The following is a 16,021-nucleotide window of genomic DNA, read 5'->3' on the forward strand; positions in this document are numbered from 1 at the left end:
TCTTAATAGCACCCTTTCCTTAGTCCACTACCATTAAGATAGTTGTATTTTTTTCCTTGGTATGTCCCTCTTTTATTCATAATCAATTCTATCTCGTCTTTTATTTTCCACCAGCTTGTATCCCAGTTGCAAAAAATAGTTTCTTCATTAGGTGCCCGACCTAATAACCTTTGAATACTTATATTTGGATTAAGATACTCTAAAAACAAAATAACTCTTTCAATGTATTCATTTTTTGAACACAAACTGATTTTATTGTTTTCATATAAATATGCCATTTCTGTGTTTTTTGCTACATACAAGGAATGCAATTTGACATAATCTATTCCAAGTGCTGATAGAATCTTGGCAGACTCTTTTGCGTCATCTTCATTATCCTCTGGAAGATTAAGAATAAGATGTGTACAAATTTTGAACTCGTACATTTTAATCTTTAGAACTGCATCTATATATTCTCCTAAAGTATGGCCTCTTTTAATTTTTTGTAATGTATGATAATTAACGGTTTGAAGACCTAACTCTATTGTTATATTTATCCCCTTTTCTTTTTTTAGTGTTGATAAAAACTCTAAATAATCTTCCCTGATACAATCTGGTCTTGTAGAAATTGCAATTTCAACCACATCTTCTATTAAAGCTTCTTTTACATATTTTTTAAAATCCTCTAATGGCAAAAAAGTATTGGTATAGTTTTGAAAATACGCAATAAATTTATTTGCTTTATATTTATTTTTAATATAATCTCTATTTTTCAAAAGTTGTTCCTTAACCTCTATAGTGTTGGAAAGCATTTCAAAGCCTGTCCCAACTTCCGCACAAAATGAACAGCCTGCCCCGTCTATTCTATTAGGACAAGTCACAGGCAGATTCACTGGCAATTTATATACTTTATCATTATAAAGGTTTTTTAAATAATTTGAGTATGTATAATACAGTCTATTGTTTGTTGTCATAAAATCTCCTTTTGTTCCTTATCCTCTTATTTTCCTTTTGTATTTCTAAATACTACTCTCTATTATAGTATTTTTCTACTGTTTTTTAAATACTTAATTTGTCCCTATTGATATTTCTTTTAAATAATACTTGCTAACAATAACAATTCTTCGTTGTTTTCATAAATAAGAGGAAATTGTGTCATAGGTAATGGATTAACCCCACTTCCTACTTCAATGGTGTAACCAGGTCTTCTAAACTCTTTAATAAACCAGTCTTTATACCCTGCAAAGGATTGAGATAAATCTGGAGAATCTAATGCATACCCTGTTACATCACTAAAAGTCAATGCAATATCGTAACTTTCTTCTGGTTGTAAACCTCTATAATCCCAAAAAATAACTTGACCCTGGGTATGGAATGCTAGAACCAACCTATAATTATTACTTCTTGTTAATTCAATCATTGCCCTACTTTCAGGTTCTGATCCTGGATAAGGTCCTGCAAACATTGCTGGTCCAGGACCAAAAGCACCAAAGTCTTCTTCAATTTCTTTGTATTCATAAAATCCTGCATCATAATTTCTATTCAAATCAACACCATTAATATTGGCTTTCCATAAACTAAAATCTTCACTATAATTATTCCATTCTAATATTTGATCTCTATTGACAGTTATATTTTCAAGTCCGTTAACAACTAACTCTACACCATCTGGATTAACCATTGGTATAATATCTATGGTTGAATTTTTCCATATTTCTTCTGTACTATATCCTTTAATAGAACCTCTTAAAGTATACACTCTTAAAAATTTTTCCAACCAACTCATTAATAATGGGGTTGTAATCCATTCATTTGCATGGTGTGAAGCGTTATAACTTACTTTATTTTCTCCTTCACCAATTCTTATTCTATAAATATTTCTATAATCTACACTAGTCCCTATAATATCTACTTGAATAAATGGATATAGTGTTTTTAGAGATTCAATATTTTCTTCAAGTATTTCATAAGTATAATTAATATCTGTTGGTACAATACTATTTGTATTTGGAACTATTATATTTTCATTTTCTGTTAGCAAAAATGGATTCACTTTTGGATTAGAAATAATGATATCATGAGCAGTGATGCCATTTTTATTAGCATACTCATATAGAACATTTTGTGAATTAACCTTAAAGATGTCATACCCTTTCATCAGCCATTCTAATTTAGAAAAGGTTGTTTCATCAAACTCAGCTGTTACATTTATTTTATTATTTTGTTGAAATACTTCAACTGCTTTTTGTGTTTTAGGACCTATAATGCCATCAATTAAGCCATCATAATACTTTTGTTTTTTTAGACAGGATTGAATAAATTGAATTCTTGAATGGGATAATTTCATATTATTTACCTTTATACCTTTTTATTATTATCTTATAAGTTTCCTCTTAAAATAATACCTATTTACTAGGATTTAATCGTTATTTAAATTTTCTTTTTGAAAAATAATAAGTATTTAAAAAAAGTAAAATTATAACATAATAATATTTATAAAAAAAGACAAACTAGTATTAGATACTATAAAGGAGGTCTATAAATGAAAACTTTAGATTATATTGCGTTAATATTGGTTTTAATAGGTGCAATAAATTGGGGCCTAGTAGGTTTCTTTAACTTTGACCTTGTAGCTGCCTTATTCGGTGGTGTAAACACTGCTTTTAGTAGAGTAATCTACGCAATTATTGGTATAGCAGGTCTATATGCTATAAGCTTCTTTGGTAGATTGAGAAGTGAAGAATAGTATCTAATTTTCCTATCAAAAAAACCTATTCACAAGGAATAGGTTTTTTGTTTTTATGCGACTAAATATTCTTTCAAATATTCCGGTAAGGATTTTAACTCACAACTGATTGAAATAATAAAGTGAACATTATATCTATCAGATACTTTTTTCAACTTATCTATAAGCGATGAAACACTATCAATATCGATTTTAGCTAGTTTTAATAATTCATCGAAGTAAATTTCATGGATATCGTGATCTTCTGACAATATACCACACACAAAACCATAAAATTCATTAGCGTTCATTAATGGGAACTCTCCCGTATTTATAAGCCTAACCTTATGATTAATCTCATAACTGTACTTTTTACATTTATCAATAAAAACAATATTCCCTTTAGAAGTTTTTACTGATTTGTTAGCCATACTAATAAGTTGCCTTGTTTTACCTTCCCCCGTATCACCAGCTACAATGCTTATCATAGTAATCTCCTCCTTAAAATTTAAAATTAAATTTATAAGTGAATTTTTCAATGGCATTTGTCATTGAAAAACATCATTAATCTTGTTGAAAGTTGTGGAATAAGTTACATATATCTTAAGTTTTTAACCTTAGAAACTTATTTACTACTTCAAGCTAGTATAATACCTGTATTAATGTCAGTTTAGGAGATATTCCAGTATCTAAGAAATGGGTGAATTAAGAAAATAAAATGGTACAACATTTGAGTGATTCACTAAACTAGGATATTGTTAAATAAAAATCATAACCGATATTCTAAGTGAGTAAGGGAATTTATTACCAAATAAAAAATTGATGTATATATTTCATTATATTATTAATATATAACTTTTACAATCAAATATTGATTATTTTGTTAAATATATTATCTTAGTTTAATAAGTTCAATAGAATTTAGTATCTTAGACATGTCTTCATACAATAATTCTCTTGTTTGTGACCCAATTATCAAAGATATATAGGGCGTATTATTAATATAACTTAAAAGCACTAGATTGTATCCAGAAGCTGTTATAAATCCTGTTTTTCCACCCCATATTATAGTTTGATTATTCACTTGGTGAATACTATGTAAATACATATTTGTATTCATCCAAGTTTTTTTAACTTCTTTACCATCTATAGTATGATATGTTGCATTATAATATGGTAATCCTATAATTTCTTTGAACTTTTCATTTTTTAACCCTTCATTAAATAATAAATACAAATCATATGCTGTTGAATATTGATTTTCGTCATACAATCCATGTGGGTTCACAAAATTAGAGTCAAGTGCACCTAATTCTTTTGCTTTTTCATTCATAAGGACAGCAAAATCTTCTACACTACCAGCTATATGTTTCGCAATGGCAATAGCAGAATCATTACCTGAATCTATCAAAATGGAATGTAATAATTGTTCTAATGTAAGAATATCCCCTTTACTTATACCAGATCTTTTAGCATTAAATACCAAATCATTAAAGTTATGTGTGATTACTACTTCCTCATCTAAATTCCCATAATCTAATAGTACCAGCGCTGTCATGATTTTGGTTATACTAGCAGGATATATTTTTTCAAATATATTGTTAGCATAGAGTAAATTCTGTTCATAAGAATCAATCAACAAACTTGCAGTGGTATTAATATTTATAGATACTGAATTTTTAAAGTTTGAAGAAACTGTAAATATGTCTTGTGAAACAGGTTTTAACTGTTCGAAATCTGATAAATCTATCTTAGTATCCACTGTATCTAAAATAGGATATGGAAAGCTTTGTACAATAGTATTACCTCTTCTACAACCGCTTGTTACTAAAATTAAGAAAATAAATACTATGAAAATTCTTTTCATTAAAATACTCCTTATTTTGCTTTTTATCTAGCCCATTATTGAAATTGACTTGTTTTTGAAAGGATACCCCACCTTTCTTTTAGACTTTTATTATAATTATATTATACCCAAATAAAAATCAATTTAAAATAAATTACCAATAATTTTTATATTTCTTAAGTGAAGTCCCCTTGTTCTTTGCTCATCAACCTTTTGGGAATAAAAATGCTGTACTTTATAGGATATAGAATTTTCAACGATCTTGTTTCTCTTACAAAGTAAGTGGCATAGGCTTCATTAATATAAAAAGCTAGGAGTTTCTTCCTAGCTTGCATTTAGATTCCAAATAGGTATTTTATTGTGGCGTCAATTGTATTGAATCCAAACCATACAGATAGCATTATAATAATAGTAATTATTATATAAAAGATTAATTTAAAATCCCCTAATGTTGTTTGAATAACTCTCGGAATAGAATGGTCTTTTAATAAGTATACAAAAAAGGATATAACACTTAAAAACAATAAAGTTATCAAGAAAGCATTTATTGGACTTACCCCAATATACATTCTATCATTATTATTTACAATTCTCATATATTCAAATACTTGTCTGGAATAAAAACTTAATAAGAGATTTCCCAATGCTATAGTACATATACTTTTAATAGCTTTATAAGAATACCCATCCTTATTTTTCTGATACATCTTATAGTATTCATTGAAAACTAAAAGGATTATTGCCAGATACAAAAACACTGTTAGAAAGGCAAAGGATCCATATAACTCACTACCAATTCTTAATCCTATAATATGCATTCTTAATTCTTCAATGGCTATTCCAGAACCAAAGAAAAACAAAAACACATATACCAAAATATTAGGCAATAAAACAATTAGCCCTAATATAAATGTCAAATTAATAAAATCTTTTAAATAAAAAACACTATATGAAATAACAATAAAAACAAATATTGAGGATACAATAACAATAGGTTTTATTATTTTTAGTATGTATGTATCTAGAACTGCTTTGCCATCTTTATCTATAAGTAATGAAGTTAGATAACTTAAAAGTGTTAGGAGTATTAATGTATTGGCAAAGTTAAAAAAAGTCAAATAAGAACCCCTTGGGTCTGTAATAAATACTGCTAAAATAATATTTAATAATGAAATCATAGTACCATTAAAAATACATAAAAGGGACCTAGAAATCAATTCACTTTTTCTATAAAAAAGCTTATATCCTATGAAAATACTTAAAATAGGAATAAGTAATAATATTAGAATTCTTATTGTTTGAGAAGAGTAGTGTATTAATTCCATTTTGTTAAATAGGGACAAGTTAAAGATATTATATACATCAAAAATTTTAAATTTGGGTGTAAAAAATCCGTAAGATTTTACTAAGTAAAAATAGCCTATAGAAATTATTAGAGATAAAAATACCATTATCCCAAGAGCAACCCCAGTAATTTTCAAGGACATTACTACAGTTTCTTGACTAAAATTAAAATTTTCTTTCAACCTGCTGTAAAACAATTCATTATTCCTTTTATCCATTTTTTTTACATCTTTCTTCGTACCACAATGGGTGCAAAATACACTCTTATCATCTAATGGTTGACCACAATTTTTGCAATACATAAAAACCCTCCTTTTTTTATATATCTAGAAAAAATTATTATACTTTTATGTGTTTACCTTCTCCTTGAAGCAATATATGTATATCATTCTCTCTTTATTCCAATAGGTACACTTTTAACTTTATAGGAAATAGAACTTCCCAATAAAGCAAAACAAGTTCTTGCTGTTAACAGCAAGAACTATTTTTATTTTACAATATTACGCCAATCTAAGTCTCCCCTATCAAGGGCTTTAATAAGTAGTTCTGCTGTAGCTAAATTAGTTGCTAATGGTATATTATGAATGTCACATAATCTCATAACAGCACTAACATCTGGTTCATGTAATTTTGGATTTAGAGGATCTCTTAAAAAAATCACCATATCAATTTGATTATGAGCAATTTGAGCCCCTAATTGTTGCTCTCCACCTAAATGACCTGTTAAGTACTTATGAATATGAAGATTTGTAACTTCCTCAATTAATCTTCCTGTTGTTCCTGTTGCATATAACTCATTTTTACTTAATATATTCCGATAGGCTATACAAAAGTTTTGCATAAGCTTCTTTTTGGTATCATGTGCTACTAATCCTATATTCATTGTTAAAACCTACCCCCTTTTGATTAAGCTTTTTCGCTGCATACTTATATTCAGTACAATGCCTATTCCCATCATTGTACTAATTAATGAACTCAAACCATAACTAACAAATGGTAATGGTATGCCAGTGTTTGGTAAAATAGCTGTTGCAACACCAACATTAACAAATGTTTGAAAAGTTATAATTGATACAACACCAACCACTAATAAAACCCCAAACAAGTCCATTGCATCTTTCGCTATAAGTATACATTTAATTATAATGATAAGCAATGCTACTATAACCAAACTTGCCCCAACAAACCCTAATTCTTCGCCTATTACAGCAAAAATAAAATCTGTCTGTGGTTCAGAAATAAAATTGGTATTTTTAACAGAAGTTACCTCTCCACTATAAATTCCTTTACCATACAATTGACCTGACCCAATGGCTAGTATTGAATTATATTGTTGCCAAGCTTCAGATAATAAATACCTTTCTGGATATCTAAGGGATAATATTCTATTAACTTGGTATGATTTTAATAATTTTTGAGTTGGTTGTTCAACATACCAAAATATAAATGCAAAACTTGGTACAGAAAGTCCTAAGACTGTTAATACATACTTGTAACTAATACCAGCTACAAACAACATACATACTACCAAAAATATTAGAACCAAACTTGTGGATAAATCCGGTTGCCTAGTTATTAATAGCATAGGAATTGCTACCAGAATAAGCAGTTGTAAAACAATAAAAGGATTATTAATTCTATGTTTGTTTTTTTCTAAAAACATTCCAATAAATATAATCATAAATATCTTACTAAATTCTGAAGGCTGAATATTAATAAAACCTAAGTTTATCCAACGAGTTGCACCATTAATGTTAGTTCCTATTAATAATACCAATACTAAAAAGCCTATATTAAATAAATATATAATCCAATAAAACTTACCTAACAAACGATAATCTACTAATGACATTACAATCATTACGATTATTCCTAAAACTAATCCAAAAATTTGTCTTTTGTAAAAAGATTCATCAGAAGCACTTGCAATTGCAATGATGCCAAAGATAGATATGGCTATAACAAGTAATGCCAATAAAAAATCAAAACGCCTAAATTGATAATGTCTAAACACTTAAAACACTCCTATTTATTATACAAGCTCCTTAAACTCTTAATAGGAATATTAGCATATAAAGCAGGTACTGTCATATCAGATGAATCGGATTTAGCTTGAGTAATTTGAATTTCTATACCATCTCTATCGATCTCCATGTAATTACTAATTACATCAATGATATCAGACTTTATCATTTCTAATACCTCTGGAGAACAATTAGCACGATCATGAATAAGTAATAATTTCAGCCTATCTTTTGCTGTGCTACTTGACGCTTTACGGTTTAAAATATTAGCCAATGACATCTAACCCCTCCTTAACTTCCAAATTTCATCATGCTTTTCAGCCTTTTCATAAAACCTTTTTCTTCGAATTCCATAATAGGAATATCTTCTCCTGTTATTCTTTTACAGATATTCATAAAGGCTTTACCTGCTACTGTACTGTTTCCTACCAAAGGTTCTCCGTTATTAGTTGATATTACAATATTCTCATCATCTGGAACTGCTCCAATTAAGTCTATTGCTAATATTTCTACAACATCATTAATGTTCATCATATCACCACGTCTAACCATGTCCATACGAATTCTATTAACGATTAATCTTGAATTTCTTATTTCATGTGCTTCTAGTAACCCTATAATTCTATCTGCATCTCTAATTGCTGATACTTCAGGAGTCGTTACTACTATTGCTCTATCTGCTCCTGCAATTGCATTTTTAAAGCCTTGCTCAATACCAGCAGGACAATCAATAATAACATAGTCAAATTCTTCTTTTAAAGATTCCGTTAGCTTTTGCATTTGCTCCGGTGTTACAGCATTTTTATCTCTCGTTTGAGCTGCTGGTAATAAATGTAGGGTATTGTATCTTTTATCTTTTATTAAAGCTTGTTTCAATCTGCAATTTCCTTCAATGACATCTACGACATTATAAACAATACGGTTTTCAAGACCCATAACAACATCTAAGTTTCTTAATCCGATATCTGCATCTATTAAAACAACCTTTTTATTTAACATCGCTAAACCTGTCCCAATATTAGCAGTAGTAGTAGTTTTACCTACCCCACCTTTTCCAGAAGTGACTACAATGACTTCACCCATGAATTCATTCCTCCCCAAATATATCTTTATTTATTATATTACCAAATTTTTACACTTATTGCACCTATTATTTCATTAATTAGGATTTTTTTATCCAACAATACAAAAAATATTACTCATTATATTACTTATGCAAATTTGATATCATTAATTGTATTTCTACTAAGGGGTTCTATAAATATACTCCCATCTTCTACAATAGCTATTTGAGGCTGCTTTGTAACTTGTTTACTACTTGGTTGGTCTGGTGAACGTGCAATGACGTCTCCAATTTTTATTTGCATTGGACTCATTTCTAATGCAACAACAAAAGCATTATCATTACCATTAGCACCAGCATATGCAGTTCCTTTTAATGCGCCTAATACTATAATATTACCTCTTGATACAACCTTGGCACCAGGGTTAATATCTCCTATTACTATAATGCTCTGTTCAATTTCAAGTAATTGTCCAGATCTTAAAGTTCCTTTATAAAATTGACCCGTATTAAAAGACAATTCTTGAAGTTTCTCATCAAGTTTCTTTTTAAAGTGAAGCTCTTCTTTTTCACTATTATCCATAACACACACAACATTAATCGTTGAGTTTTCGGATATTGTGAACACCAATTCTTTCTGTTCTTCACTGGTTAAATTTCTTCCTTCAAAAGAAACTGCTAATTTAGCCTGATCAAAAAACTTAGAAGCTTCTCTGACTTTATCTGCTAATTGTTCTTTGATTACTTCAAAGTCAACAACCTCATCAAGAATAATAGTTAGCCCATATTTATTACCCTTTATTAAAACACTATTATTTTTCATAATGTCCCCCTATAACTACCTAAGTGTATTTTCATAGCTAAACTTTTCATTTGTATTATTAAGAGCAAAGTAGTGTCTCAGTACTTCTCTAGCAACAATAGCTGCTTCATTACTTGACATACCATTAGGAATAACCACAGTTATAGCTACTTCAGGGTTTTCATATGGTGCGTACCCAGAAAACAAGGCATGGCTAAGTCCATCAACTCTTTCTTGTGCTGTACCAGTTTTTCCAGCAACAGTAACAGGAAATCCTCTAAATAATGATACAGCGGTTCCTCTCCTAGTACCATTGGTTACAAAATACATCCCTTCACGGATAATATTTAAGTGTTGTTCATTAAATTCACTAATGCCATGAACTTCTGTCTCTCTTTGTTCATGGACTGTTTTATTAGGATTCACAATTTTATCAATAATTCTTAACTGATTGATCGTTCCTCCATTTGCTAAAGTTGCCATATATCTTGTTAAATGAGCTGATGTAAAGTTATTGGTTCCTTGGCCAATAGATGACCTAACGGCATCTTGATTAGAAATCTGTGGTGAATATTCTGGTAGTTCAATGCCTGTTCTTTGATCCAAACCAAACATCGTTGCATATTTTCCTAAATAGTTAATACCAAGAGCACTATTATAATTCCTACTTTCTCTAGTACTTAACCTAAATGCAACCTCACTAAAGAAGTAGTTACAAGAATATGCAATAGCGTCAATAACATTTAAATGTCCAGCCGTCGTCCGATTCCTTCCCCATGCCCAAGTTGAAACTGGTGGAGAAATCTTTGTAAACAACCCTTCATCTCGAATGGTTTCATTTGGCCTAATAACACCTTCTGAAAGACCTGCCAATGCCGAAATCATTTTAAAAGTTGAGCCCGGAGCAGTTCTTTGCTGTAATGCTCTATGAAACATTGGTGTAGATAAGTCAGTATTTAATTCTACCCAATAGGCATTATCCATACCATTAACTAACCTATTGTTATCATAACTCGGATAACTAACCAATGCAAGTACTTCTCCACTATGAACATCTGTTACAACAACAGAACCTGAATAGGGTTCTAATGCAAGTTGCTTAGGTGTTATCTCTAAGTTTAATATCTTATCCTTTATAAAGTCAATAGGCATTATGCTGTTTGATAAAACTTTTCCAATCATTTCCTCATCATACTCTAAAATACCTTGCTCATATATTAATAATATCATATCTTTATTAGAGATTGCATGACTTTCTATTAAATAAGAATATACTTTTTTTTCTAATTCTCTGTTATTTCTAATAGAGCTGATGATAAAATCCACTAGAATATTATAAATCTCATCATTATTGTAATAGTTACTGCTTAGACCAATTCTTTCCAGATCTATATAATTAGAAACTATAGCATGTTCTAAAAACTCTTTAAAACTAATAGATTCATTCATAAAGCTTCTATATACTGAATCCCTATTTCTGTTTTCAGCAGAAATGACAATAACCTGTTGACTTAGTAGATGATTATATACATATTTTGTAAAGTCCCTTAATTCACTATTTAGCAACATTATTGACCTAGCTTCATCTTTTAATTGTCTCTCTATATTATTTAAAAGGGAGTCTTTTTTATTAATATACTTATCGTAGATATTCTTTTGAAGTTCACTTTCAACATTTCTTTCTATTTCCCTTAAGCTTATGATATTATTATTTAGAAAAGCCATAAAAACATCACTTACAACTAAATCTGTATTGCTACTTTTGTTATTCACTATTCTTCTTGCAAGAATAGTAGCTAATTGTTTTTCAAGTTCATTATATGCACCAACTTGAAGTTGTTTATCAATGGTTAAATATACGTCTTTCCCAGGTACTGGATCAATTCTTTCAGCCACATCAATTGTTTTTCCTAGACTATTAACAAAAACTTTCTCTGCTCCAGTTGATCCCCTTAGATAAACTTCCATTTCGCTCTCAATGCCAATTTGACCTACAATATCATTCTGGTCATATGTTTCATCATGTAATCTTAGTTGTTGTAGCTGGGACTCTGTAATAGAACCCGTATAGCCAATAATATGGGCAAAGTACTCTCCTTCAGGATAAACTCTTATTGGATCTTGAAGTATTGAAACTCCAGGAAACTTTATGCTATTTTCTTTAATGGCCGCTAATGTTCTTTCATTAATATCAATTGCAATGGTTTCTGGTCTGTACTTATAGTATCTATTCAAATACAATGCATATCTAATAGCTATAATCTTGAGAGCCTCTTCCTTTGAATATCTATCTGGAGCAAGTTTAAAGAATTTATCCCCACCCATGTATTCAAGCATTTCTCTTGCATTCATTTCTAGTTGTTCATCTTTAATGTTTTGACCAAAAATATCTCTTTTAAATCGAGTGATTCTTGTATTGTTTCCTAGAAACTCATACTCTCCAACCTCATTTATTATAATAGGGAGATCATTTATTATGTTATCTCCATTTTTTTCAATAATAGTAATTAATTCATGAATCATTTCATTTTTATCATCCACATCATAACTGTCATCTATAATGACAGAATAAGCTAATTGATTTACTGCTAGAGGCCTACCATATCTATCATAAATATTTCCTCTAGTAGTCCCTAAATCTCTTTCTTTAATAATTCTTAATGTAAATGAATTAAGGTGTTCTTCTCCCTGGATGATTTGAAGTGTAAATAATCTATTGATAAGGACACTAAACATAAAAATAATTATAATTGTTAGTATAGAGAGTCTATGTGTAAAAAACTTTAGGATGTGTTTAAATGCTTTTTTTATCAATTTTTACACTCCTTTCTCTACTTTTTCTAGCTTATTATTTATATACAATATTATTCTATATAAAAACAGGGTTATAAAAGTGGTATACACCATCTCAGGTATAATAATTCTATATAAGTAGAATACTAAATCTGTTCGTCCTCTTAATAGGAATGATACTGAATAAATAGTAAATCCATAGAAAAAACTACTTAGTAATACCATTAATGTTGGAATTAATAAACTTTCTCTAAAAAAAGATTGATATACAAAACCATTGAAATAACCTATGTACATATAGAGTAATGCATAGGCCCCTATTACTCTTCCAAAAAATATATCAAATAGTAATCCACAAAAAAAGCCGATCAATGCACCTTCAATTTTGCCCCTAATCAAAGCAAATGAAACAGTAACTATAATCAGTAAATTAGGAGCAACTTGACCAATGTTTAACATTTGAAAAACTGTACTTTGTAATAAAAAATTTATTAATATAATAAGTCCAATAACCGTAATGCGTTTCAATATCACTCCTCCTAAACTATACTATTTATTTCAAATGGGTTATTACTAAAACTTCCTCGATATGTTTAAAATTAACCGCTGGTTCTAATAATGCTACTTTTGTTAAATTATTAGGATTTTCTCTAATTTCTTTTACTGTCCCAACGAGTATACCTTGTAAGTATTTATCACTAATATGAGATGTAACAATTTCATCTCCTTCAACTATTTTTGCATTAATATCAATATATTCTACACTTAATAGACCTTGATCCATTAATCTTTTTTCACCTTTAACAATACATAAATCAGCAGTTCTTAAAAACATAGCACTTAAGTTACTTGTATCATCAATGATAGATAACACTTTTGCGTAATTAGGTCCTACCTCAATGATGTGACCAATCAAACCATTTCCTGCAATCACATTCATATTTACTGCTAATCCATCTTTCTGACCTTTATCAATTAAAAATACATTGTACCAATTACCAGGGTCTTTTCCTATTACTCTAGCCCCTACTTTTGGATAGTCGGAATACTTCTGATCTAAATTAAAAAGATCTCTTAGTCTTTCTAATTCAAATTTATCCATTTGAAGAATCTTATTTGCATATTCTAACTCATATACTTGTTCTTGAAGCTCTGAGTTTTTTTCTTCTAATTCTTGAATATTCTTAACAAAATCAACCTTATCTTGAATCCATCCCCCAAAAGTCATTATGCCTCTTTGCATCGGCACAACAATATAAGCAATTGACTTTTCAACTGGACTTACATTTTCTCTTGTATTAATAGTAAAGATAATACTAAGACTGCATAGTACTGTCATTATTATTAAAACATGCTTTGAGCTAATACCCCTCTTTCTCTTCATAACTAACTCCTTTTTTTCTAATTGAACATCAAATTTTTCTCGCTTTTGAGAAAAATATCGCCTATTAAATCAAATATTATATATTAAGAAAGTAGAACTATCATAATATACAAATAAAAATTAATTATATACTCCCTACATCCTATGGAGTATATAATTATTTTAGATTAAAATTCATTCTATGAATACTTGTATTTTTTGGCTTTAGGGATAGATGTTAATGATTTGTATGAATGACTTTTCTCAACGATTTTTCCAATACCTCTTATAACACTATTATCAGGTTCATCTACAACATTAACTTTTAGACCCGTTTCTTTTAAGATAAGTTCTCCAAGTCTATCAATCATAGCACCCCCACCAGTTAAGTATATTCCTGTTTCAATAATATCAGCAGATAATTCTGGTGGTGTTTTTTCTAAAACAAATTTAATTGAATCTATAATATTAAATAGATATTCAACAATAGCATCATACACATCCAGTGATGAAACAGATATTTCCTTTGGTAATCCAGTAACCAAATCTCTACCATACACATTAATTGTACCTTCTTCTTCTTTATAAGCAGAGGCAAGATTAATTTTAATTTGCTCAGCAGTACGATTACCAATTAATATACTGTATTTTTTCTTAATATAATTACCAATAGCTTCATCAAATCGACTTCCACCAATATTTAATAATTTGCTTATTACAATACCACCTAATGATACAACAGATATTTCCGTAGTGTCTCCACCTAAATCTACTATCATATTCCCTTGGGCAGAAGAAACATCAATACTTGCACCTAATGCTGCTGCAATAGGTTTATCAATGACAAAAGTTTTTTTTATGCTCGCTTCTGAGTGATTTACTAAATCGTAAATAGCTCTTTTTTCAACCTCTGAAATATCCCACGGCACACTAATATATGCTACATTTTTAGAAAATAAACTCTTTTTACATTTAAGTTTTTTCAGATACCAATTAAGTAATTTTAACATATTATCAAAATCTGCGATAACACCATTTTTCACAGGATAGGATACATTTATTGTTCTTGGTGTTCTCTCAAGCATTTCATATGCATCATTCCCTGCTGCTACTATTTTTTTCGTCTTGGTTTCTTTTGCAATTAAGTTAAACTCTTTAAGAGCAACACCTTTATGTTTTTTATATATTTTAATTGATTTTGTTCCCAAATCTATTCCTATGACTTTTACAACGATCATAAAAATCTCCTTTCAAGTTAAAAGGAATTATAAAATAATAAAACTATTATTCTATAATTCTGAGCTAGAATTTAATGTCATTAATAGTATTACCAATTAAGGAGATTTAATAATTTCCTAATGGTTTAAAGTAAATCTCTTTCTTTAAAGCTTGTATACTTACCATCACCAATAATAATATGATCTAATACATCTATCCCAATCAATTCACCAGATTGTTTTATGCGTTTTGTAATGAGTATGTCTTCTCTACTTGGAGTTGGGTCTCCACTTGGATGATTATGTAGGATGATGATATGAACAGCTTCATTTTTAATTGCTTCTATAAAAATTTCTCTAGGTGTAATAAGAGATGCATTTACTGTTCCTTTGGTAATCATTTTATCATTTATAACATTATTCTTAGTATCTAACATTACAATCTTAAGTATTTCTTGATTTAAATGTCTCATTTCTTCCATATAACAGTTGGCTACAGAGCTTGGAGAATTTATATTAAATCTCTCAACCCCTTGTAATTTAGCCATTCGTTTGGCTAATTCAGCAACACATTTTATTTGTATCGCCTTTACTCTACCAATTCCTTTAATTTTTGTTAATTCTTTTAATGATAGATAGTTTAAACTAAGTAATCCTTTTTTATAAGAATCCAAATTAAGTATTTTATGAGCCAAATCAATAGATCTTTCTTCTTTTGATCCACTTCTAATAATAACAGCTAACAATTCTGCATCCGTCAACACTTCTGAACCGAATTTTTCACATTTTTCATATGGCCTTTCAGATAAAGGCAACTCCTTGATAGTTAATCTTACTTGTCCCATAGATATTCTCCCCTGAAATA

At 29.3% G+C, this 16,021-nt stretch carries 16 protein-coding genes; 1 reads left to right on the top strand and 15 read right to left on the bottom strand.

What is annotated here, in order from left to right:
* Positions 1–2: 2 nt before the first annotated feature.
* Complete coding sequence (gene mnmL / locus EDC18_RS07490) at positions 3–953, bottom strand: tRNA modification radical SAM protein MnmL/YtqA (protein ID WP_132251824.1); 951 nt, start codon at positions 951–953, stop codon at positions 3–5.
* Positions 954–1,072: 119 nt separating this feature from the next.
* Entirely contained in the window at positions 1,073–2,326 is a 1,254-nt protein-coding gene (locus EDC18_RS07495; RefSeq protein WP_132251826.1) for a M14 family zinc carboxypeptidase, read from the bottom strand.
* A 195-nt stretch (positions 2,327–2,521) separates the two neighbouring features.
* Here EDC18_RS07495 and EDC18_RS07500 point away from each other — a divergent pair, with 195 nt between their 5' ends.
* Positions 2,522–2,725, top strand: coding sequence for a DUF378 domain-containing protein (locus tag EDC18_RS07500; protein ID WP_132251828.1), 204 nt, complete (start codon positions 2,522–2,524; stop codon positions 2,723–2,725).
* Positions 2,726–2,778: 53 nt separating this feature from the next.
* On the opposite strand, the gene EDC18_RS07505 is transcribed toward EDC18_RS07500, so the two are convergent.
* The 13 genes from EDC18_RS07505 to radC form a co-directional block, all read right to left on the bottom strand.
* Positions 2,779–3,192, bottom strand: coding sequence for a twitching motility protein PilT (locus tag EDC18_RS07505; protein WP_132251829.1), 414 nt, complete (start codon positions 3,190–3,192; stop codon positions 2,779–2,781).
* Between the two features lie 404 nt (positions 3,193–3,596).
* Positions 3,597–4,571 (bottom strand): D-alanyl-D-alanine carboxypeptidase family protein, encoded by a 975-nt coding sequence (locus EDC18_RS07510; RefSeq protein ID WP_132251831.1) that lies wholly within the window; start codon positions 4,569–4,571, stop codon positions 3,597–3,599.
* A gap of 314 nt (positions 4,572–4,885) precedes the next feature.
* A complete protein-coding gene (locus tag EDC18_RS07515; RefSeq protein ID WP_132251833.1) occupies positions 4,886–6,196 on the bottom strand; it encodes a zinc-ribbon domain-containing protein in 1,311 nt (436 codons plus the stop codon).
* A 185-nt stretch (positions 6,197–6,381) separates the two neighbouring features.
* Positions 6,382–6,777: a methylglyoxal synthase gene (locus tag EDC18_RS07520; RefSeq protein ID WP_132251835.1), complete on the bottom strand. Its 396-nt coding sequence runs from the start codon at positions 6,775–6,777 to the stop codon at positions 6,382–6,384.
* A 9-nt stretch (positions 6,778–6,786) separates the two neighbouring features.
* The gene (locus EDC18_RS07525) at positions 6,787–7,908 is read right to left on the bottom strand and encodes an FtsW/RodA/SpoVE family cell cycle protein (RefSeq protein ID WP_132251837.1); all 1,122 of its coding nucleotides are present in this window, start codon (positions 7,906–7,908) and stop codon (positions 6,787–6,789) included.
* Positions 7,909–7,919: 11 nt separating this feature from the next.
* On the bottom strand, positions 7,920–8,198 hold the full coding sequence (gene minE, locus EDC18_RS07530; protein ID WP_132251839.1) for a cell division topological specificity factor MinE: 279 nt from the start codon (positions 8,196–8,198) through the stop codon (positions 7,920–7,922).
* Positions 8,199–8,209: 11 nt separating this feature from the next.
* Positions 8,210–9,001: a septum site-determining protein MinD gene (minD, locus tag EDC18_RS07535; RefSeq protein ID WP_132251840.1), complete on the bottom strand. Its 792-nt coding sequence runs from the start codon at positions 8,999–9,001 to the stop codon at positions 8,210–8,212.
* Between the two features lie 128 nt (positions 9,002–9,129).
* Positions 9,130–9,804, bottom strand: a complete 675-nt coding sequence (gene minC, locus EDC18_RS07540; RefSeq protein WP_132251842.1) for a septum site-determining protein MinC — start codon at positions 9,802–9,804, stop codon at positions 9,130–9,132.
* Positions 9,805–9,819: 15 nt separating this feature from the next.
* Positions 9,820–12,597 (bottom strand): penicillin-binding transpeptidase domain-containing protein, encoded by a 2,778-nt coding sequence (locus EDC18_RS07545; protein WP_165878515.1) that lies wholly within the window; start codon positions 12,595–12,597, stop codon positions 9,820–9,822.
* A 3-nt stretch (positions 12,598–12,600) separates the two neighbouring features.
* Positions 12,601–13,104, bottom strand: a complete 504-nt coding sequence (gene mreD, locus EDC18_RS07550; protein ID WP_132251846.1) for a rod shape-determining protein MreD — start codon at positions 13,102–13,104, stop codon at positions 12,601–12,603.
* 25 nt (positions 13,105–13,129) lie between these two features.
* A complete protein-coding gene (gene mreC, locus EDC18_RS07555; protein ID WP_132251847.1) occupies positions 13,130–13,960 on the bottom strand; it encodes a rod shape-determining protein MreC in 831 nt (276 codons plus the stop codon).
* Between the two features lie 179 nt (positions 13,961–14,139).
* Positions 14,140–15,177 (bottom strand): rod shape-determining protein, encoded by a 1,038-nt coding sequence (locus EDC18_RS07560; RefSeq protein WP_243115090.1) that lies wholly within the window; start codon positions 15,175–15,177, stop codon positions 14,140–14,142.
* Positions 15,178–15,302: 125 nt separating this feature from the next.
* Positions 15,303–16,001 (bottom strand): RadC family protein, encoded by a 699-nt coding sequence (gene radC, locus EDC18_RS07565; RefSeq protein ID WP_132251849.1) that lies wholly within the window; start codon positions 15,999–16,001, stop codon positions 15,303–15,305.
* Positions 16,002–16,021: the final 20 nt, after the last annotated feature.

The sequence above is a fragment of the Natranaerovirga pectinivora genome (genome assembly GCF_004342165.1).
In the GTDB taxonomy this organism is placed as follows: Bacteria; Bacillota; Clostridia; order Lachnospirales; family DSM-24629; genus Natranaerovirga; species Natranaerovirga pectinivora.